The sequence below is a fragment of the Rhizobium sp. Leaf311 genome, assembly GCF_001423445.1.
In the GTDB taxonomy this organism is placed as follows: Bacteria; Pseudomonadota; Alphaproteobacteria; order Rhizobiales; family Rhizobiaceae; genus Agrobacterium.
Window position 1 is genome coordinate 957,806 of the sequence record NZ_LMNZ01000004.1, and the last position, 20,035, is coordinate 977,840.

17 protein-coding genes are annotated in these 20,035 nt (G+C 57.1%); 3 read left to right on the forward strand and 14 right to left on the reverse strand.

Features of this window, described 5'->3' with window-relative positions; genetic code table 11:
• Positions 1–6: 6 nt before the first annotated feature.
• The gene (purL, locus tag ASF69_RS10365; protein ID WP_062587154.1) at positions 7–2,241 is read right to left on the reverse strand and encodes a phosphoribosylformylglycinamidine synthase subunit PurL; all 2,235 of its coding nucleotides are present in this window, start codon (positions 2,239–2,241) and stop codon (positions 7–9) included.
• Between the two features lie 275 nt (positions 2,242–2,516).
• Between purL and ASF69_RS10370 the strand changes: the two genes are divergently transcribed.
• Positions 2,517–4,349, forward strand: a complete 1,833-nt coding sequence (locus ASF69_RS10370; RefSeq protein WP_062587155.1) for a HAMP domain-containing methyl-accepting chemotaxis protein — start codon at positions 2,517–2,519, stop codon at positions 4,347–4,349.
• Positions 4,350–4,427: 78 nt separating this feature from the next.
• On the opposite strand, the gene ASF69_RS10375 is transcribed toward ASF69_RS10370, so the two are convergent.
• The 4 genes from ASF69_RS10375 to purC are packed head-to-tail and all read right to left on the reverse strand — an operon-like array spanning position 4,428 to position 6,610.
• A complete protein-coding gene (locus ASF69_RS10375; RefSeq protein WP_062587156.1) occupies positions 4,428–4,838 on the reverse strand; it encodes a hypothetical protein in 411 nt (136 codons plus the stop codon).
• 59 nt (positions 4,839–4,897) lie between these two features.
• Positions 4,898–5,569 (reverse strand): phosphoribosylformylglycinamidine synthase subunit PurQ, encoded by a 672-nt coding sequence (gene purQ, locus ASF69_RS10380; protein WP_062587157.1) that lies wholly within the window; start codon positions 5,567–5,569, stop codon positions 4,898–4,900.
• A gap of 16 nt (positions 5,570–5,585) precedes the next feature.
• Positions 5,586–5,828 carry a phosphoribosylformylglycinamidine synthase subunit PurS gene (gene purS / locus ASF69_RS10385; RefSeq protein ID WP_062587158.1) on the reverse strand — a complete coding sequence of 81 codons (243 nt, stop codon included), beginning with the start codon at positions 5,826–5,828 and terminating at the stop codon, positions 5,586–5,588.
• Between the two features lie 17 nt (positions 5,829–5,845).
• Positions 5,846–6,610, reverse strand: coding sequence for a phosphoribosylaminoimidazolesuccinocarboxamide synthase (gene purC, locus ASF69_RS10390; RefSeq protein WP_062587159.1), 765 nt, complete (start codon positions 6,608–6,610; stop codon positions 5,846–5,848).
• 246 nt (positions 6,611–6,856) lie between these two features.
• Here purC and ASF69_RS10395 point away from each other — a divergent pair, with 246 nt between their 5' ends.
• Complete coding sequence (locus ASF69_RS10395; RefSeq protein WP_062587160.1) at positions 6,857–7,198, forward strand: ATPase inhibitor subunit zeta; 342 nt, start codon at positions 6,857–6,859, stop codon at positions 7,196–7,198.
• A 284-nt stretch (positions 7,199–7,482) separates the two neighbouring features.
• Here ASF69_RS10395 and ASF69_RS10400 read toward each other — a convergent pair whose 3' ends face one another.
• The 9 genes from ASF69_RS10400 to bcp form a co-directional block, all read right to left on the reverse strand.
• Positions 7,483–8,052, reverse strand: a complete 570-nt coding sequence (locus ASF69_RS10400) for an alpha/beta hydrolase (RefSeq protein WP_062587161.1) — start codon at positions 8,050–8,052, stop codon at positions 7,483–7,485.
• 64 nt (positions 8,053–8,116) lie between these two features.
• Complete coding sequence (gene purB, locus ASF69_RS10405) at positions 8,117–9,424, reverse strand: adenylosuccinate lyase (RefSeq protein ID WP_062587162.1); 1,308 nt, start codon at positions 9,422–9,424, stop codon at positions 8,117–8,119.
• A gap of 118 nt (positions 9,425–9,542) precedes the next feature.
• Positions 9,543–10,220 carry a ribulose-phosphate 3-epimerase gene (rpe, locus tag ASF69_RS10410; protein ID WP_062587292.1) on the reverse strand — a complete coding sequence of 226 codons (678 nt, stop codon included), beginning with the start codon at positions 10,218–10,220 and terminating at the stop codon, positions 9,543–9,545.
• Positions 10,221–10,303: 83 nt separating this feature from the next.
• Positions 10,304–11,377 (reverse strand): branched-chain amino acid ABC transporter substrate-binding protein, encoded by a 1,074-nt coding sequence (locus tag ASF69_RS10415; protein ID WP_062587163.1) that lies wholly within the window; start codon positions 11,375–11,377, stop codon positions 10,304–10,306.
• A gap of 130 nt (positions 11,378–11,507) precedes the next feature.
• Positions 11,508–11,930, reverse strand: a complete 423-nt coding sequence (locus ASF69_RS10420; RefSeq protein ID WP_062587164.1) for an NUDIX domain-containing protein — start codon at positions 11,928–11,930, stop codon at positions 11,508–11,510.
• A gap of 2 nt (positions 11,931–11,932) precedes the next feature.
• Positions 11,933–13,432, reverse strand: coding sequence for a DEAD/DEAH box helicase (locus tag ASF69_RS10425; RefSeq protein WP_062587165.1), 1,500 nt, complete (start codon positions 13,430–13,432; stop codon positions 11,933–11,935).
• Between the two features lie 208 nt (positions 13,433–13,640).
• Entirely contained in the window at positions 13,641–14,912 is a 1,272-nt protein-coding gene (locus ASF69_RS10430; RefSeq protein ID WP_062587293.1) for a M23 family metallopeptidase, read from the reverse strand.
• 72 nt (positions 14,913–14,984) lie between these two features.
• On the reverse strand, positions 14,985–15,806 hold the full coding sequence (locus tag ASF69_RS10435; RefSeq protein ID WP_062587166.1) for a ferritin-like domain-containing protein: 822 nt from the start codon (positions 15,804–15,806) through the stop codon (positions 14,985–14,987).
• Positions 15,807–16,274 carry a thioredoxin-dependent thiol peroxidase gene (gene bcp / locus ASF69_RS10440; protein WP_062587167.1) on the reverse strand — a complete coding sequence of 156 codons (468 nt, stop codon included), beginning with the start codon at positions 16,272–16,274 and terminating at the stop codon, positions 15,807–15,809.
• A 177-nt stretch (positions 16,275–16,451) separates the two neighbouring features.
• Here bcp and ASF69_RS10445 point away from each other — a divergent pair, with 177 nt between their 5' ends.
• Positions 16,452–19,850: a DUF3971 domain-containing protein gene (locus ASF69_RS10445; protein WP_062587168.1), complete on the forward strand. Its 3,399-nt coding sequence runs from the start codon at positions 16,452–16,454 to the stop codon at positions 19,848–19,850.
• Positions 19,851–20,035: the final 185 nt, after the last annotated feature.

The window sequence follows — 20,035 nt, forward strand, 5'->3', positions numbered from 1 at the left end:
CAATTCTTATTCTGCAGCGACGAGAGTCTCGCCGTCCATGAACTGAGGGAACCATGATTCATGGGCCGAACGCAATTCTTTAATCTCCACGCTGCGGGCCTTACCCAGCTTTACGGCAGAGCCTCCTGTCTTGCCGATTGCGACAAGTGATACGCCTGCGGCAGCGGCCTGCTTCGTCACGGTTTCGAGATTGGAATGGCTGACCGTCAAGACGTAGCGACCCTGATCTTCCCCATAGAATGTCAGGACAGGATTGTGGCCTTCGACAGCATCGATCGTTGCGCCGATATCGGAGGCGATTGCCATTTCGGCAACGGCAAGGGCAAGACCGCCAGATGAGCAGTCATGAACTGCGCTGGTAAGCCCGTCGGTGATCACGCCGCGAACGAAATCGCCGGTCTTCTTTTCGTGAGACAGATCCACATGCGGGGCAGGGCCATCGATGCGGTTGTGGACATCGCGCATATAGACCGACTGGCCGATATGCGAACCAAGACCCTCAGGGGCACCGGCCAGCAGAATGATATCATCGCTTGCTGCAAAGCGGATGCGGGCCATCTTGGCCCAATCGGCCAGCAGGCCAACGCCACCGATGGTTGGTGTCGGCAAGATCGCCTGACCATTGGTCTCGTTATAGAGCGAGACGTTGCCGGAGACGATCGGGAATTCCAGAACGCGGCAGGCTTCGCCAATACCCTTGATGGCATGAACCAGCTGGCTCATGATCTCGGGCTTTTCCGGATTGCCGAAGTTGAGGTTATCAGTCGCGGCCAGCGGCAATGCGCCGGTTGCGGTAATGTTGCGCCAGCATTCGGCAACCGCCTGTTTGCCACCCTCGAAAGCATCGGCTTCCACGTAGCGTGGCGTTACGTCAGACGAGAAGGCAAGCGCCTTCTTATTGTGGCCTTCGACGCGCACGACACCGGCATCACCGCCCGGAAGCTGCAGGGAGTTGCCCTGGATCAGCGTGTCATACTGCTCGTAGACCCAGCGACGCGACGAGTTGTTGGCGGAGCCGACGAGCTTGAGCAGCGCATCGGCAATATCGGCCTCGGGAACATCATTCTCTGCCAGGGGAGCGGCAACCTTTGCAGGCGTCCATGGACGGTCGTATTCCGGCGCCTGATCGCCCAGATCCTTGATCGGCAGATTGGCGACTTCCTCACCATTGTGCAGAACACGGAAGCGCAGATCATCCGTGGTCTTGCCGACGATGGCGAAATCCAGACCCCACTTGACGAAAATTGCCTTGGCGACATCTTCCTTGGATGGTTCCAGAACCATGAGCATACGCTCCTGGCTTTCCGACAGCATCATCTCGTAGGCGGTCATGCGCTCTTCGCGAACAGGAACCTGATCGAGGTTCAACTCAATGCCGAGGTCGCCCTTGGCGCCCATTTCGACGGCAGAGCAGGTGAGACCAGCCGCACCCATATCCTGAATGGCGATGACGGCACCCGTCTTCATCAGTTCGAGGCACGCTTCCAGCAGGCACTTTTCGGTAAAGGGGTCGCCGACTTGAACTGTCGGGCGTTTTTCTTCAATCGATTCGTCAAACTCGGCGGAAGCCATGGTTGCACCACCAACGCCATCACGGCCCGTTTTTGCACCGAGATAGACGACCGGCAGGCCAACGCCCTTGGCTTCGGACAGGAAGATCGCGTCTGACTTCGCCAGACCGGCGGCAAACGCATTGACGAGAATATTGCCGTTGTAGCGGGGATCGAACTCGACTTCACCGCCAACCGTCGGCACACCGAAAGAGTTGCCGTAACCGCCGACACCGGCGACGACGCCGGCCACGAGGTGACGGGTCTTTGGATGGTCAGGCGCGCCGAAACGCAACGCGTTCATGGCAGCGATGGGGCGTGCGCCCATGGTGAAGACGTCACGAAGAATGCCGCCAACGCCAGTAGCCGCGCCCTGGTAGGGCTCGATATAGGACGGGTGGTTGTGGCTCTCCATCTTGAAGACTACGACATCGCCATCATCGATATCCACGACGCCTGCGTTTTCGCCGGGACCCTGGACGACGCGCGGTCCGGTGGTCGGCAGGGTCTTCAGCCACTTCTTTGAAGACTTGTAGGAGCAGTGCTCGTTCCACATGGCCGAGAAAATGCCGAGTTCCGTAAAGGTCGGCTCGCGTCCAATGAGATCAAGGATGCGCTGGTATTCATCGGGCTTGAGCCCATGGGATGCAATGAGTTCCGGGGTGATCTGAATATGATTTGGAAGTGTCATAGGTCTCACGGGGTTCGAGCCGGTACGGGAGTTTCCGGTTCTTTACCGCAAGAGACAGCAGGGCGCGACAGGAAAATGTTCTGTTGGCCCCGCAAAAACTGCCTTTGTATCGTTTTCCAAAGCCTGTCGGCCCATAAGCCGGGCGCTCTCGTATTGCCCGAGGGCTATCGCGACGCAGTCTCGACTGGCTGGTGTGATTGTGTTCGTTACAACCGAGTTTAGTAAGATTTAACTACAATCGAATATTCTTTGACAATTACTCAAGGGATTTCACGATGGCGTCGATTCAGCATAAAATTGTTGTTGCAAGTCTGTGTATTCTGACGTTGACGGGCAGCTCTGCCGGAATTGGTCTGTGGGCGGCTTCAGCCCTGACCAACAATGCGGAACGCATAGCAAGCTCCGCCCAGGTGCTGCGTAACCATATGCAGGCCGACATGATGCATGACGCACTTCGTGCAGACGTCATCGCATCGCTTCTGGCTTCCAACCCGGACGCAGGAATTTCCTACAAGGATGTGAAGCAGGATCTTGCCGAACACGTGGCCTCGTTTCGGGCAATGATTGCGGAGAACAAGGCCCTTGCAACGGACCCTGATACGCAACAGGTGCTGAAAGGTGTTGAGCCGCCGATGCTCGCCTATGTCGAGGGCGCGAGCAAAATTGTAGGCATTGCGGAAAGCGAGCCGACTGCCGCAATGGCGGCGCTGCCGGATTTCATGGAACAGTTTACCGCACTGGAAACCGCCATGGAGGTCGCAGGAGACAATATTGAGAAAGTCTCACAAAATATCGGCGCTGAGAGTAAAGATACGAGTGTCCTGATCTATTACGTGCTGTATTCGCTTCTCATTCTGGCGGTGCTGTTCTCCGGTCTTATGTTCTTTGTATTCCGGAGGACGATGAGTAAACCGATTCTGGCGCTATCTACTGATATGACGCAACTTGCGGCTGGCAACACCGACATCAGCGGGACAGGCATCGGTCGCAAGGATGAGATTGGCTTGATGGCGGCTGCGGTGGAGGTGTTCCGGCAGGCTGTCATCTCCAAGAAGCGAATTGAGGAAGAGGCGGAGGGAATACGCCTGCAGGCCGAAACGGACCGCCTCGCTGCGCAGGAAAGAGCCGAAGCTGTTGCCAGGGAAAAGCTTCGCGTCGCAACGTCGGGGCTTGCAGATGGCCTCAAGCGCCTCGCATCCGGCGACCTTTCCTTCCAGCTCAACGAGGCTTTTTCCCCTGAATTCGAAGCGTTGCGGCAGGACTTCAATCTCTCCGTCAAGCAGCTTGGCGATACGTTGCGCTCCATCACCGACAGCATATCCGCCATTGGCAACGGAACACAGGAGATCGCATCAGGCGCGAATGATTTGTCCCGGCGTACCGAAAAACAGGCGGCGTCGCTCGAGCAGACAGCGGCAGCGCTCGATGAGATCACGGCGAATGTAACGAATTCGAGCCGCCGCACGCTGGAAGCGCAGAGGGCCGCGACATCTGCGACCGAAAGCGCGGCAAAATCCTCTCAGGTCGTCAGCCAGGCAGAAGAAGCGATGCAGCGCATCGAAAATTCCTCCCAGCAGATTTCCAGCATCATCGGCGTGATTGACGAGATTGCCTTTCAGACAAACCTGCTTGCGCTGAATGCCGGCGTAGAAGCTGCCCGCGCCGGTGAGGCAGGCAAGGGCTTTGCAGTCGTCGCGCAGGAGGTGCGTGCACTGGCTCAGCGCTCCGCGAATGCTGCCCAGGAAATCAAGACGCTCATTCAAACCTCTTCGGCAGAGGTCGGCAGCGGCGTTGAACTCGTGCGTGAGACAGGGATCGCATTGCATGAAATTGCCGGTCGTGTCGCCGGCATCAACGAACATATGGATGCAATCGCAACGTCTTCGAAGGACCAGTCGATCGGACTTTCCGAAGTTAACACCGCAATCAACTCGATGGATCAAACAACGCAGCAGAATGCGGCCATGGTGGAGCAATCCACGGCAGCGTCGGCCGCATTGTCGCAGGAAGTCGAAAAGCTTCACGACCTCGTCGCTCAGTTCAAGCTGGGAACCACGCAGGCTTCGGGCTCAGTCGGCCAGCGCGGCAATTCGCGCATGGTCGCCTGATCGGATCGGTTCACGATTATATTGGCAAAAACCCGTCACGCGCCGGTTTCAATCGGGGCTGACGGGCATTCCTTGAGATCAGGAGCAGCCTTTGCCGCCATTGGCCCAACGCTTCACGTCATTTGCGATGCGTGCCGAGTGGGCTTCGTTCATGACCGGTCCAAATGCATCAAGCTTGGCTGGATTGCCCTCCGCCTGAACGACGAGCATGGGGCGAGATTCCGGGCTGTTGCGCGGCACGAGAAGGATACGCGGGCGGCCGGAGAAGGAGTTGAGTTCCGGAGCAAGTCGGTAAGCTTTGAAAGCCGGATCGCCGGACTTGAACCAGCAGGCATTTGCACCCAGCGCAACCCGCTCCATTGTCGGCAGTGCGGCCCGCGAGGCGGAAGAAGCAACCGGCTTGGTCTCAGACTGACAGGCGGCAAGCGTAAAAGCGACAAGGCCGAGGCCCGCGAAGTTCAATGCATAACGAAGGGGCAGGCGGTTCATCGCTTCAATCCATGACTGGGGTCTATAACAAAGCCGGTTTAATCCGACTTTGTTAATATTTAAGCTGCGATGACGCCAAGCGCTGACGCAAACAGACCGCGACCATCATTACCACCATGGGCGGCTTCGATGAGGTTTTCGGGGTGCGGCATCATGCCCAGAACATTGCCCTTTGCGTTGATGACGCCTGCGATGTCGTTGAGCGAACCATTCGGATTGGTGCCTTCGGCATAACGGAAAACGACCTGGCCGTTGCCTTCCAGAGCGTTGAGCTGTTCCTGTTCAACGAAGTAGTTGCCGTCATGGTGGGCAACGGGCGAGCGGATGATCTGGCCCTTGTCATAGGCGCGAGTGAATTCCGTGTCGTTGTTGACGACTTCAAGCTTCACTTCGCGGCATACGAACTTGAGCGAGGCATTGCGCATCAAGGCGCCGGGCAGCATGCCAGCTTCGACCAGGATCTGGAAGCCATTGCAGACGCCGAGCACCTTCACACCCTGTTCTGCTTTTTCCCGGATGGCCTGCATGACTGGCATACGGGCAGCAATGGCACCGCAGCGCAGGTAGTCGCCGTAGGAGAATCCCCCGGGGATGACGATAAGGTCGACATCGGGAATTTCGGTTTCGGTCTGCCAGATGGTGACAGGTGCCTTACCGGAAATCCGTGTCAAAGCCGCGATCATGTCACGGTCGCGATTAAGGCCAGGAAGCTGGACGACTGCGGATTTCATGGGCGGCTCCTTGGTGTCAGAGGATAGCGATAGAGTAGTTTTCGATCACTGTGTTGGCGAGCAGCTTTTCGCACATCGCCTTCAGATCGGCTTCGGCTTTCGCCTTGTCGCTGGCGTTCAGTTCCAGGTCAAAGACCTTGCCCTGACGTACCTGGCCAACGCCATCGAAACCGAGGCTGCCAAGCGCGCCTTCGATTGCCTTACCCTGCGGATCGAGAACGCCGTTCTTGAGCGTAATTGTCACCCGTGCCTTGATCACCTGATGCTCTCCTGAATTTACTTTACCAGAACCGGGCCGGTGCCACGGATGGGTTCATTTTCGTTGATGATGCCAAGACGGCGCGCGACTTCCGAATAGGCCTCCAGCAGACCACCCATATCGCGGCGAAAACGGTCCTTGTCCATCTTTTCCTGCGTCTCGATATCCCAGAGGCGGCAGCTATCCGGAGAAATCTCATCCGCCAGAATGATACGCATCATGTCGCCTTCAAACAGGCGGCCGCATTCGATCTTGAAATCGACGAGCTGGATGCCGACGCCGAGGAAAAGGCCAGACAGGAAGTCGTTGACGCGGATGGCAAGCGCCATGATGTCGTCGAGCTCAGCCGGATTTGCCCAACCGAAGGCAGTAATGTGCTCTTCGGAAACCATGGGGTCTTCGAGCGCGTCGGACTTGTAATAGAACTCGATGATCGAGCGGGGTAGTACCACGCCTTCATCGATGCCAAGGCGCTTGGACAGCGAACCGGCCGCGACGTTGCGAACGACGACCTCGAGCGGAATCATCTCCACTTCCTTGATCAGCTGCTCTCTCATGTTGAGGCGGCGGATGAAGTGTGTGGGAATGCCGATCTTGTTGAGGTGCGTGAAAAGATATTCCGAAATGCGGTTGTTCAGAACACCCTTACCGTCGATGACCTCGTGCTTCTTCTTGTTGAAGGCGGTTGCGTCGTCCTTGAAGAACTGAATAAGAGTCCCCGGCTCAGGACCTTCGTAAAGGATCTTGGCCTTGCCTTCGTAAATACGGCGGCGACGGTTCATAATAACAAATCTCTTGGTTGGCGCCAAATGAGCGGCGTTCGTTACGGTGTTGAAGCGGTCCCATAAAGGAAAAGAAGCAATTCCACAACAAGGCAGGGCGCGTTCGCTGCAATTCTGGCCTGTGCGTGTTGCTTCCGCGAGGGGCGGGTTCCGCAATTACGATTTTTCAACAGTTTTATTTTACCACTGGAGCGTCCCCACGAAGAGGGCTCAAACAATATTTTAAATAAAAACCGGGATAAAATTATGTCTAATAATGAACGTGCCAAATCTCTTGAAAATGTTTACTTCAACGGCGAGCATATGGCGTTTCGTCTTCATGCGATGCGCAACAAGCTTATCGGGCTTTGGGCTGCCGCACTGCTCAAAAAAGAAGACGCGAACGAGTATGCCAGTGAACTTGCGGCTTATGTCGTGAGCCATAGCGACGAATACGCCATTATCCAAAAGCTGAAGGCAGATTTCACCCAGGCGGGCGTGACTGTAGCTGACGATGAAATTCACACTCACATGAGTGATGCTTTCAATTCTGCTGCTCAAATCCTGCGCGAGGGCATGGAACAGGCGGACAAAAAAGCCGTCGCTTGATCTTCATAGCATAGAGCCGCACGTCTACTTGCTTTTCAGGAGACTGGCGGCTTCCTCGTTGCGCTGGATTTGCGCAGGCGCCAGCCGTGGATGCGTACGGCTGGAAAGTTCGATACCTGCGTATCCAGGCATCACAGCGCAGTGCCCTCAGCGAATCATATTCTGTATTTTGCAGGATTTGAATCTGCTCTGCGCTTTCTAAGCTTCCGGCAAACAGTTGATGCCGGGGAAATGGGCCTGAGTTGATAACTGACCAAACCGTTGCGATGTGCTACCGGTTGTCTTCACTGAAAGCCGGGAGGGGTCTTCAGCTTGCTGAGAAACTGGGCGAAAACCATAGTTCCCTCCGGCCATGGGCCATGACCGGACTCCGCGTTGATGTGACCCGACATGCCTGCGTCGATCAAGAGAGAACCCCAGGCATTGGCAATATCGCCAGCATGTTCATAGGTACCAAAAGGGTCGTTCTGGCTGGCGATGGTGATGGCCGGAAACGGCAGAGGGTCTCTTGGATAGGGACCGAAAGTCATGAGGTGCTTTGGGCGGATATCCGGGTTGGCGACATCGGGCGGGGCGACGAGCATCGCGCCGGCGATCCTGTGGGATATCTGCGGCAGCGCGTGCATGACTGTCGGTACGCCGAGTGAGTGCGCAACCAACACGACGGGCCGTGTGCAGGCATTCACTTCCTCGACCAGCCTTGCGACCCAGTCTTCCTTGACCGGCTTTGACCACTCGGCCTGTTCCACGCGCCGTGCGGTGGAAAGCTTTTCCTGCCAGCGGCTCTGCCAATGTTCCGGTCCGGAGTTGGTGTAACCCGGGACAATGAGGATATCTGCTTCTGATGCTTTCATGCCGCTTATCTCGGTATGAAAGACGCCGCAGTCAAGGCTGCAGCGGCTTGTTTGATGATCTTGATCAGCTCTGGCCGAAGACGCGATTGAAAATCGTGTCCACATGCTTGGTGTGATAGCCGAGATCGAATTTCTCGCGAATGGTTTCTTCAGGCAGCGCCGCGCGAACTTCTTCGTCGGCAAGCAACTCTTCCAGGAAGTCTGCGCCGTGTTCCCACACCTTCATGGCATTGCGCTGGACGAGACGGTAGGAATCCTCACGTGATACGCCAGCCTGGGTGAGTGCCAGGAGAACGCGCTGGGAATGTACGAGCCCGCGGAACTTGTTCATGTTCTTCAACATGTTCTCGGGATAGATGACCAGCTTCTCAATGACGCCTGCCAGGCGGTTGAGGGCAAAATCCAGCGTGATAGTCGTATCGGGGCCAATGGCGCGCTCGACCGAGGAGTGGCTGATATCGCGCTCGTGCCACAGCGCGACATTTTCCATTGCGGGGACGACCGACATGCGCACCAGACGTGCAAGTCCGGTAAGGTTTTCCGTCAGCACCGGGTTGCGCTTGTGAGGCATGGCAGACGAGCCCTTCTGACCCGGAGAGAAAAACTCTTCGGCTTCAAGAACTTCCGTACGCTGCATATGGCGGATTTCGATAGCGACATTCTCGATGGACGAGGCAATGACACCGAGTGTGGCGAAGAACATTGCATGGCGGTCACGCGGGATAACCTGTGTGGACACGGGCTCCGGCGACAGGCCGAGTGCCTTGCAGACATGCTCTTCAACCGAAGGATCGATATTGGCGAAGGTGCCGACCGCGCCCGAAATGGCTCCGGTGGCGATTTCCGCACGGGCATTGACGAGGCGGGCGCGGTTGCGGTCCATCTCGGCATAGAAGCGGGCAAATGTCAGGCCCATCGTGGTCGGTTCGGCATGAATGCCGTGGCTGCGACCGATGCGGACGGTATCCTTGTGCTCAAATGCGCGTGTCTTGAGAGCGGCAAGCACGCGGTCCATATCCGCAATCAACAGATCTGCGGCGCGAACCAGCTGGATGTTGAGCGTGGTATCCAGAACGTCCGATGACGTCATGCCCTGATGAACGAAACGGCTATCGGGACCAACAAATTCCGCCAGATGGGTAAGGAATGCGATCACGTCATGCTTGGTGACGGCTTCGATTTCATCGATACGGGCCACATCGAACTGGGCAGCGCCACCCTTTTCCCAGATCGTCTTGGCGGCATCCTTTGGGATGACACCGATTTCGGCCAGCGCGTCGCAGGCATGTGCCTCGATTTCGAACCAGATGCGGAACTTGGTTTCCGGCGACCAGATTGCGACCATTTCCGGTCTGGAATAACGAGGGATCATGGCAATGGCTTTCTTTGAGGAGGAATTTTTCTGCCCCTTTAGCAAAGTGTGCCGGCAATCTCAACGCATCGAGACCGCCGAAAAATGGGGATGGGGCAGGGGCCGCCCCTTATTTCGGTCAGTTACGGCCCTGTTCTGCCGAGGCACGCACCGCCGATACCATCTTGCGATAGTCATCCACGCCGTCACCTTTGAAAATAGCAGAACCCGCGACCAGCACATTCGCGCCAGCGGCAATCGCGCTTCCGGCAGTATCGATGGTAATTCCGCCGTCGACCTCAAGCTCAATCGGTCTGTCACCAATCATGGACTTGGCGGCGCGGATCTTGTCCAGCATCGCAGGAATGAATTTCTGACCGCCGAAACCGGGATTGACGCTCATGATGAGGATGAGATCGACATCATCGAGCACATTTTCCAGTACCGACAGCGGCGTTGCGGGATTGAGTGTCACGCCGACTTTCTTGCCCAGAGTGCGGATCGTCTGTAGCGAACGGTGCAGGTGAGCGCCGGCTTCCGCGTGCACGGTAATGCCATCGCAACCGGCCTTGGCAAAAGCTTCAAGATAGGGATCGGCGGGCGCAATCATCAGATGGCAATCAAAGAAGGCCTGGCTGTGCGGACGCAGGGCCTTGATGACATCTGGCCCGAAGGAAATATTCGGAACGAAATGTCCGTCCATCACGTCCAGATGAATCCAGTCGGCTCCGGCTGCCGTCACATCGGCAACCTCTTGTCCGAGCTTCGCAAAATTGGCGGCGAGAATGGATGGGGCGATCCGCACGGGAAGAGACATCTGCAAAAGCTCCTGCACTAAAGGTCTTGCGGGCCTTTATCATCGATAGCCCGGATCAACAATCGTCATGCAACCGTTTGCGCCTAACGCTCAGCCCGGTCCACAGGAACAAACGCCGTTCCGTTCCAACGCTGGAGACGATAAGGGTTTGCCTGCAATTCGTGGCGGTCGTTGAAAACGATCTGGCCGATGGCTGTTTCAAAAGCCGTGCCGATCATCAGCTCAGGTGCGGGCTTGCCCTGCGCCTCGCTAAGCTCGACAAGCTTGGCTGTAATCTGTGTTGCGGCGTAGGCGGGCAGGGCGTAGCCCTCCGGCTCCACCTTTGCAGCCCGCAATGCGGCCACGGCATCCGCCGCCTGGGGTGCGAGGCTGTATTCCGGCAAGGTAACGGCCAGTACGCCCTCCTGAAGCGGGACGGGATTGTTTGCCGCGCGCATCGTGTCGCCTGAGAGGATCGTCAGGGCCAATTTCTCGGCAGCGGCATCTCTGGCTATGACGGCAACATCATTGCGCTCGGCACCGACGAAAACATGGGTAATGCCGGTGCGGCCCAACCTGCGAACCAAGGCAATCTGCTGTTCCTGCGCGGGTCGCAAAGTATCCGTAAAGGTAGGCTTGAGACCGGATTCCTCGAGCTTGGACCTGATGCGGTCAACCAGTTCGCGGCCATAAATGGTCCCGTCGTCGATCAGGCCGAAGGAGTGACCTTTCCAGTCACGAAGGATGACATCAATCAGCGCAGACGATTCATCCATGTCGGAAGGGGCGAGACGGAAAAGCGGCCATCCGCGCTTGAGCGTATCTTCCATGAGGCCGGAAGCACGGCTGGACAGTGTGATGGCCGGGATTGCGGCATTCTTGAGGATTGGCAAAGCGTCGGCCAGTGTTTCCGTGCACAGAAAGCCAACGACGACGCTGACCTTGGCTGCGACCAGCCCATCGGCGATCGCGCCGCCGCTGCCCTCTTCGCAGCTTTCATGGATCTCCATCACATCGAGGCCAGCTTTTGTGGCTGCAACCTGTACCCCCTGGCGAACCTGCGCGCCGAGCATCTCATAGGCACCGCTCTGCGGCGCGACGATACCGATTGTCGCGGCACTTGCAGCACTGGCCAGACTTAGGCTTGCCGCGATGATGAGCAGGCGAAATAAATGCATCGACCGGATGTGTTCCTCTTCCTGTTCAGCGATGTTTATCGACACGCGACGGATTACAAAAGAGGAAATGCTGCCTAAATCACGCTTACAGACTAAATCCCGGCGTATTTTCAGCAAGGTAGAGCAATTTCTACGACTGGGACCGACGATTGCGTAAATGCTGAAACGCATCCTTGGCGAAAAGCGACAGTGGCTGAGGAGGATCTTCCATGTCGAACCAGCCCATATCGGATAATTTTTCCGGTTCCATTAACCGCGCGTCGCCACGCACGTCATCTGTTACATAGATGAGGGAGAGCCAGTGCTGGCCGTCTGCTGGAATGATCTGTTCGCTGACACAAAGCAGGTGAGTTTCACCGATCAAGAGACCGGTTTCTTCTTCGGCCTCTCTTTTTGCAGCGGTGGCGGCGGTCTCCATATGGTCAACCTTGCCGCCAACAATGCTCCAGTGTCCTGCTTCGGGCGGGTTCTCGCGCTTGTACAGCAGAACCTTCCCGTCACGCTGGATCAGAAGTCCGGCACCAACGCCTGGAAAATGCGTGCCCGGTTTCACGGTCACGCCTTGGCGTTGGCCACGATCAGCATGAAAGCAGGAATATCGTCGCCGAAACCAACGGGTGTCGGGCCATCGTCGTGGTCGCGGTAGTGGCGGCGCCGTTCGCGATTGTCGTCGTTCGCAGGCGGCGCGTTGTGGTTCCGCTCGAAATTGCGGGGGGCCTTCTCGTGCTTGCGCTCTGCCTTCAACTTTTCGCCTCCGTTGGCCGCAACATCGACGATTGCAGCTGGCTGAATGGGTTTTACTTCTGTTTCGATCTGCTCGGTAGGCTCACGACGATTTCTGTCGCGACCACGGCCGCGCTGTTCCTTTTCCTTGCCACGGCGCGGACGCTCGGAAGCAAAGCTTTCCATTGGCGCAGGCAGCGCCGTCAGGTCGCCATTCAGCCATTCAATCTTTTCATTGATCAGCTTCTCAATGGCGTCGAGATATTTCGTATCGCGACGATTCACTAGCGTGAAGGCGGCACCGGAGCGACCTGCACGTCCGGTACGGCCGATGCGGTGAACGTAGTCTTCCGCATGGATCGGAACGTCGAAGTTGAAGACGTGGCTGACATCGGGAATATCGAGACCGCGGGCAGCAACATCCGATGCAACGAGCAGCGTAATCTGATTGTCCTTGAAGCCCGCGAGCATCTTGGTGCGTGAATTCTGGTCCATGTCACCATGCAGTGCGCCGACCGAAAAACCGTGACGCTCAAGCGAACGGAAGAGATCGGCGACATCTTTCTTGCGATTGCAGAAGATGATCGCGTTCTTCAAATCTGTCTGGGCCTTGATCAGTTCGCGAAGAATCGCGCGCTTTTCATAGTCCTTGTCGTGTGTGGCAACGATGCGCTGCGTCACCGTCTTTGCCGTTGAGGAGGGCTTGGCAACCTCAATGCGCACAGGGTTCTGCAGGAAGCGATCTGCCAGCTTCTGGATTTCCGGCGGCATGGTTGCCGAGAAGAACAGCGTCTGACGGGTAAAGGGAATCATCTTGGCGATTCGCTCGATATCAGGGATGAAGCCCATGTCGAGCATGCGGTCCGCTTCATCGATGACGAGGATTTCCACGCCGGTCATCAGCAGCTTGCCGCGCTCACAATGGTCGAGCAGGCGGCCGGGGGTGCAGATGAGAACATCGGCGCCACGCTCCAGCTTACGGTCCTGCTCGTCGAAAGAAACGCCGCCGATCAGAAGCGCAACGTTCAGCTTGTGGTTCTTGCCGTATTTTTCGAAGTTCTCGGCTACCTGGGCTGCAAGTTCTCGGGTAGGCTCCAGAATAAGGGTGCGCGGCATTCTTGCGCGCGCTCGGCCTTTTTCCAGAAGTGTCAGCATCGGCAGGACGAAGGAAGCAGTTTTGCCCGTGCCAGTTTGCGCGATGCCGCAAATATCGCGTCGTTCGAGTGCTGGCGGAATTGCGCCCGCCTGGATAGGCGTCGGCGTCGAGTAGCCGGCATCTTCGATAGCGGAAAGGACTTTTTGGCTCAGGCCAAGATCAGAGAATGTTGTCAAAGGAAAAACGGTTTCCGTGTTGGTTCGAAAAGAACACTTCGCTGTCAGAACGGCGACGCCGCAGACTATAGCGGCGAGATAGGCCCAAATTGCCCGAAAGTCAAGGAAACAGGGATTTATCCCAAAATGATACATCCTGGCGAGACGAAAGCATTACGCCCCGCAATCGGTACGCTACTCCGGAAGAGGTGGCGCTCGTCCCTGCCTGTTACTGCAAGTATGTTTTCAATTCCGTCCCGGCGACAAGAAATCGCATCGGGTCAACAGGCGTATCGTTGAGCCGCACTTCATAATGAACGTGTGGCCCGGTTGAGCGTCCGGTGCTGCCAGCCCGACCAATGACGTCTCCAATGCTCACCTTTTCGCCTTGCCGGACCAGGATTTGCGAGAGGTGGCCATACCGTGTCGTGATGCCTCGGCCGTGGTCCACCTCCACCATGTTGCCGTAACCACCTGAAAAACCGGCATTTATCACTGTCCCGGCACCGGTGGTCTGGACGTCTGCGCCGGTTTCGGCAACGAAATCGACACCTGCGTGCAAGGCGAGCCGACCGAGGAAGGGGTCGATCCGATTTCCGAACTGACTTGAGATTTCCCGTCCGGGAGCAGGATTGCCGAAGGGCAGGGCGACCGCAGCGCCCCTGACCGTTTCCAGCCGGTTCAGTGCATTGTCGAGATTGCTCAGCGACGCTTCAAACGTGTCAGCGCTGGCCGTTAGAGGCTCAACGAATGGTCCACCGACATTATCTTCCGTATGCTCCTCGATTTTGATGCCGGTACGCCTGATGATATCGGCCATGGCATCCGCCTTGGTTTCGGCGCCCGTCGTCAGTGTGGCGATTCGGTTCAATTGGTCGCTTTCAACCTTGCTTAGCGAATCGATCATTCTTGAGAGGCTGCGGTCCGACAAGCGGTCGCTGCCTGCCGAGTAAGTCAGGCTGCCCTTCAATTCACTTGCCTTGCCGGTGGGAGCTATCAGGATTTCGAGTGCGTTGCTGGCGCCGGAAACGCTAGCGCGCTTGTCAGGGCTGAAGGCGTTCACAGGCGGGGCCTTGGCTTCACTTTCCATGAGGCCGGATTTCTCCGCCCGATCCATCAACTCGCTCATGCGCCCGTGGCGGGAGGTCAGGGCGCTTTGTTGCTGGAGCAGAAGCTCGACCTTTCGTTCCACGACCTGTTGATCCAGCAATTGCTTGGAGGTGACGCGGTCCACCTGCGCACGCAGGGCCGCGATGCGGTCTTCATATTCTCGCTGGATGCGGGATTGGCGGGCAATGGTTGCGCCAACCAGATCGTCACGCAAAATGAGGTAGGCCGTCGAGCCGATATAGCCGATACTCAGCAAGCCGGCGAGGCAAAGCGCGCTGGCTGCAAGCCAGGGGCGGATGGTGATGTGACGTACCTTTTCGCCGCTGGCGAGAATGAGGACGTGCTGTTGGCGCCGTTTGCCAAATGACAGGCTTTTACCCGCGTCCGTCAAAATTCCACCTCCGGCCAATTCGTCCTGAGGCAATAGTAATTTGTTAAGGTTAATGAAACTTTGACTTTCCCATCAGCTTTGGCTGACAGCGGTGAGGGAACGATAAAAAGTGGGTGTAAGACCGGCTTCCGCGCGCGCCAGATCATTAAAGGGCGGTTTCAACGGGCCGCGAAAATTGGCGCGAACGAGTTGGCGAAACGTTTCGGCAGGATCCTTCCGTTCCCTGGCGCAGAGAAAACGGAACCATTTTGCTCCGATCGCGACATGGCCTTTCTCCTCATTGTAGATGATGTCCAGAACGGCAGCACTTTCGAGATCGCCTGTCTCGCGCATTTTGGCTTGCAGGGAAGGTGTAACATCCAACCCGCGCGCCTCCAGTATCAGGGGCACGACCGCAAGCCGAGCGGTAAGGTCGTTGCGAGTGGCGTGGGCTGCCTGCCAAAGGCCATCATGCGCTGGCAAATCTCCGTAGTCCGCCCCAAGGTCTCTCAATCGCTGGCGGACCAGCTTGAAGTGCTTGGCTTCTTCAAAGGCCACCTGCATCCAGCCATCGAAAAATGAGTGCGGGACAGGCTCGCTGGCATAGCGCGCGACGATATCCAGAGCGAGATCAACGGCATTGAGTTCGATGTGGGCGATGGCGTGCAGAAGTGCGATCCGGCCTTTGAGGCTATGCAGGGAGCGTCGCTCGACGGCTGTAGGTGCGACGAGTTCCGGCTTGTCAGGCCTGCCGGGACGGTCCGGCAACTTCGGGTCCAAGGGAGAGCGCAATGATATCCGTCGCTCGAACCAGCGCGTTGCGACATTCTGTGTCAATGCGGTTTTGCGATCAAGATCGGCACAGGCGATGGCTTCGCTCGCGCCGCCTCGCAGAGATATCGGGGCAGACGGCATTTACAGCGCTCGGATTGCCTCGAGAACGATCTGAGCGTGACCTGCGGGCTTCACCTTGCTCCAGATTTTGGCGATCTTGCCATCGGGTGCAATCAGATAGGTCGTGCGTTCAACGCCCATGTATTTCTTGCCATACATGCTCTTTTCCTTCCAGACGCCATAGGTCTCCAGAACAGTCTTCTCCTCGTCGGAGGCGAGCATGACGGTAAGCGCGTGTTTTGCCGCAAACTTGTCGTGACTTTTCACAGAGTCCGGGGAAATGCCAATGACGACTGAGTTTGCAGCCTCGAAATCGGCTCCCATCGCGCTGAAATCGAGCGCCTGAACGGTGCAGCCGGATGTGTCATCCTTGGGGTAGAAATAAAGCACGACCGCCTTGCCTTGAAGGCTTGCAAGATTGATCTCACCGCCGCCGTTTCTGGGAAGGGTAAAATCCGGAGCCTTATCGCCGATTGCCAAATCTGTCATGGGTGACCTTTCTTTCGCCGGATTGTTGAGTACATGGGCCAGTATTGGATATATACCGAATAAGAGCGTCGTCCAGTCTTGTGACGAGTCACGCGGTGTGATTGGTTCGTCCCGTCACGTCGATAAGGCCCTGATTTCCATCATGGCCGGGGCAATTCCAGGAGCAAGCACAGACGAATGGCGGAAATTCGTGGCGAAAAGGTCAGCTTCAGCAAGCGCGAGATAACGCCGCTGCACGAGATGCCTTCTGCGCAGGTGGAAAATCCCATCATCGTTCATTGTCCGGCGCCGCGTTCCATGATGCGGACGCTGTTCAAGGTCTTTGCGGCCATGATCGTGCTGGCCTTCATTTCGGTGGGCGGCATCATCCTGTCTGTTGAGACGGGCTCGATCGATGCAACACTTTCAAAGCAGGCAAAGCAGGCGCTCGAACATGCGCTTGGCTCCCGTTACGAGGCGCGGATCGGCTCTACCACCGTCCGCTTTGCATCCGGCTTTCATCTGGCCCTCGTGGCGCAGGATGTGGATATCATCGAGCAGGATACCGGCCTGCATCTCAGCCGTGCACGTGCCATCGGCATGGCGCTTGATCCACTTGCGCTGATCACCGGACGTGTTTCCGTTCAAAGTCTCGAAGCGACCGGCATGGAGCTCGATACGGCTTTGCTTCCGAAGGGCCAGGCGCTCGACTGGGCAAAATTTCGCGTTGCTGACGTGCCATCTTACCTGGAACTCGCTTTCACCGAACTGGATCGTTTCGCGGTGGCTTTCGAACGCAGCGGGACCGAGGAAATCGATCTTTCCGATATCGCCATCCGGCTCCCACCGAAGGAGAATGGCCAGCCGCGCGTGATTTCGTTGCGAGAATTGTCGTTGGTGCCGGATGGACAGGGCGGTTATTCGCTGGATGGCAATGTCGCATTCAACGGCGAGGTCGCGACCCTTTCCCTGAGCGCCAAAGGCGCAAGCGGTGTCATTGACGGCTTTTCCGCCCGCCTGGATGGCTTCGACATCGGGCCACTGGTGGAACAGCACGACCCGGAAGGGCTCATGCATCAGGGGCTCAACGTCAAGGCTGGCCTCGACATCGTCGGCAACAGAAAGGTCGCAGACCAGCAGCCGTCGCTGGGTGTGTCAATGGGTGTAGGCGATGGCAAGCTCTACATCGGTGGCGACGCGCAGACGGTGACGAGCGGCCTTATCAAGGCACGTTATGATTTTGACAACAATGTGATTGCCGTAGAGGATTCGCAACTGACGCTGGGCCAGACAATTTTGCCCTTGCGTGCGCAGATCCGCGACAGCGCGGCCGGTTTCGACCTCGCGCTTCGCATGTCGCAGGCAACAGCCATTGCTGAAGGCGGAGGCGAGCCACCGGTTACCTTCGATCTCAATGCCGACGGTACCTTCGACAAGACGACACGCCGTCTGGACGTGCCTGCGCTCTACGTGAAAAGTCCACTCGGCGACATGGCGGGTTCCCTCAAGGTCCATTTCGGCGGTCAAGGGTCTCCCGAGATCAGCTTTGGCGGACAGATTGCCAAGATGGAGGCCACGGCGGTAAAACAGCTCTGGCCGTTCTGGATGGCGCGCAAGGCACGCCCATGGGTGGTTGCAAACCTTTTTGGCGGGACGGTCAGAAACGGATCGATTGCCGTCTTCATCCCCGAGGGAAGAATGTGCGGGCCGGGCTGCCCGCTGGAGCTTGCCGCCAGTGAATTGCAGATCAAATTCGACGTGGATGATACGCGCCTGAACGTCGCGGGCGACATACCGCCGTTGCGCGACGCCTCCGCCCACTTCGAGCTTGTCGGCGAAAGGATCGATGTCGATATCAGGAAGGCGACGTCGTATTTTCCATCCGGTCGCACGCTTGAGCTTCAAAACAGCCACTTCTCGATCAATTCGGTCTATGAGAAGCCGCTGATGGCCGATCTCGACCTGAATGTCTCAGGCGCGGCGGATGCCGTTGCCGAACTCGCCTCGTTCAAACCGATCAATGCGCTGAAGGATTCCGAGTTCAAGCCCGAGGATTTTTCAGGGCCTGTTACTGCCAATGCGAAACTGACCATCGGCCTGCTCGCCAGCCAGCAGCCTCCTGCACCGGAATGGACGGCAAAGCTTGATCTGGACGGTGTTTCTCTCACAAGGCCATTTGCAGGTCGAAAGGTCTCGGCAATCGACGGACCTCTTTCTGTCGACAAGGATGCCCTCAGCCTCAAGGGCAAGGCGCATATCGACGATGTGCCAATGGAGCTTGAACTGGTTCAGCCGACGCGCAAAGCGAGCACGGTGCCGAAGCAAATGGTGCTGAAGGCGACACTTGAGCCAGGCCATATCGCAAAACTGGCACCAGAACTGACGAAAATCCTCGGTGGCACCACGCTGCTTGAACTCAACGGTTCTGACCCTCATCATCAAACTGTGAAGCTCGACCTCTCCAATGCCTCCATCATTTTGCCAGGCATAGGCTGGACGAAAGGCGCCGGTATTCCGGCAGGCGCATCCTTCGTGATGGACACGGTCGATGGTAAAACGTCGATCAGTGACTTCTCGTTGAAGGGCGATGGCTTCGGTGCAGCCGGTGAACTGAGTTTCGACAAGAGCGGGCTGACGGCTGCGAATTTCTCGCGCTTCCAGCTTTCCCCGCAGGACGATTTTGCCGTGTCGATTTCCTCGGCGCGTAAGAATTACACGATCAATGCAAGCGGAAAGTCGGCGGACCTTCGTCCGCTCGTCGCAAAGCTTCGGAGTTCCAGCGGCAAGGCTGGTAGTCCGGCAGCTGCCGGTGAAAGTGATTTCGGTTCCTTTTCGGTCAAGGCGCAACTCGACAAGATCTATGGTTTCAATGATGAGGTCATGAGCAATGTCAGTGCCGACGTCAATCTACGCGAAGGCAAACTGCGGACGGTCGATCTCAAGGCTGTCACCAGTCGTGGACAGGCGGTCGTGGTGCAGACCACCAATCGTGGAGACGGTGGCACAATCAATCTTACCACCAGCGACGCAGGTTCTTTCGCCCGCTTCACCAATCTATACTCACGCGTGCGTGGCGGCTTGCTGAATCTGGCGCTGACAACAGCCAATGGCAATGACTGGAGCGGGTCGCTGGATCTGAGAAACTTTGCGGTTCTCAACGAAGCAAAACTTCAGGACATCGTGGCGACGCCGACGGGAGAGGACGGGCGCAGCCTCAACACTGCCGTCAAACGCAACATCGATGTGAGTTCGGAGAAGTTTCAGCGCGGTTTTGCAAGGGTAGTTTACGTTAACGGTACGCTTGCTCTTGAAAACGGCGTCGTGCGCGGAGAGCAGATCGGAGCGACCTTCCAGGGAATCGTCAAAGACCAGAACGGCAATATGGATATGACCGGTACCTTCATGCCGGCCTATGGCCTCAACCGCCTTTTTGGCGAACTACCTTTCATCGGCATCTTTCTCGGAAACGGCCGCGACCGCGGACTTCTGGGCATTACCTTCAAGCTGACCGGCCAGACGGATACGCCACGTCTGGCAATCAATCCGCTCTCGCTGATCGCGCCGGGCGTTTTCCGTCAGATCTTCGAATTCCAGTAAAAAAAGGGGCCGCGCGATGCGGCCCCGTCTATCAGCAATGGCAAAATGCCATTCTGTTCTGCCACGGCTGCTTTGCTGAAAAAAGTTGAAAAAACAACTTGATATCAGTCGCGCCGCTGTTAGTTCCCGTTCCCGTTCCCGTTCCCGTTCCCGTTCCCGTTCCCGTTCCCGTTCCCGTTCCCGTT

What these genes read in the sequence shown, in the direction of transcription:
- purQ (WP_062587157.1), bottom strand. Translation starts at nt 5,569, where the DNA reads ATGAAATCCGCAGTCGTCCAGCTTCCTGGCCTTAATCGCGACCGTGAC.
- ASF69_RS10395 (WP_062587160.1), top strand. Translation starts at nt 6,857, where the DNA reads ATGTCTAATAATGAACGTGCCAAATCTCTTGAAAATGTTTACTTCAAC.
- purL (WP_062587154.1), bottom strand. Translation starts at nt 2,241, where the DNA reads ATGACACTTCCAAATCATATTCAGATCACCCCGGAACTCATTGCATCC.
- purB (WP_062587162.1), bottom strand. Translation starts at nt 9,424, where the DNA reads ATGATCCCTCGTTATTCCAGACCGGAAATGGTCGCAATCTGGTCGCCG.
- rpe (WP_062587292.1), bottom strand. Translation starts at nt 10,220, where the DNA reads ATGTCTCTTCCCGTGCGGATCGCCCCATCCATTCTCGCCGCCAATTTT.
- ASF69_RS10400 (WP_062587161.1), bottom strand. Translation starts at nt 8,052, where the DNA reads ATGAAAGCATCAGAAGCAGATATCCTCATTGTCCCGGGTTACACCAAC.
- ASF69_RS10435 (WP_062587166.1), bottom strand. Translation starts at nt 15,806, where the DNA reads ATGCCGTCTGCCCCGATATCTCTGCGAGGCGGCGCGAGCGAAGCCATC.
- bcp (WP_062587167.1), bottom strand. Translation starts at nt 16,274, where the DNA reads ATGACAGATTTGGCAATCGGCGATAAGGCTCCGGATTTTACCCTTCCC.
- ASF69_RS10415 (WP_062587163.1), bottom strand. Translation starts at nt 11,377, where the DNA reads ATGCATTTATTTCGCCTGCTCATCATCGCGGCAAGCCTAAGTCTGGCC.
- ASF69_RS10375 (WP_062587156.1), bottom strand. Translation starts at nt 4,838, where the DNA reads ATGAACCGCCTGCCCCTTCGTTATGCATTGAACTTCGCGGGCCTCGGC.
- purC (WP_062587159.1), bottom strand. Translation starts at nt 6,610, where the DNA reads ATGAACCGTCGCCGCCGTATTTACGAAGGCAAGGCCAAGATCCTTTAC.
- ASF69_RS10370 (WP_062587155.1), top strand. Translation starts at nt 2,517, where the DNA reads ATGGCGTCGATTCAGCATAAAATTGTTGTTGCAAGTCTGTGTATTCTG.
- ASF69_RS10445 (WP_062587168.1), top strand. Translation starts at nt 16,452, where the DNA reads ATGGCGGAAATTCGTGGCGAAAAGGTCAGCTTCAGCAAGCGCGAGATA.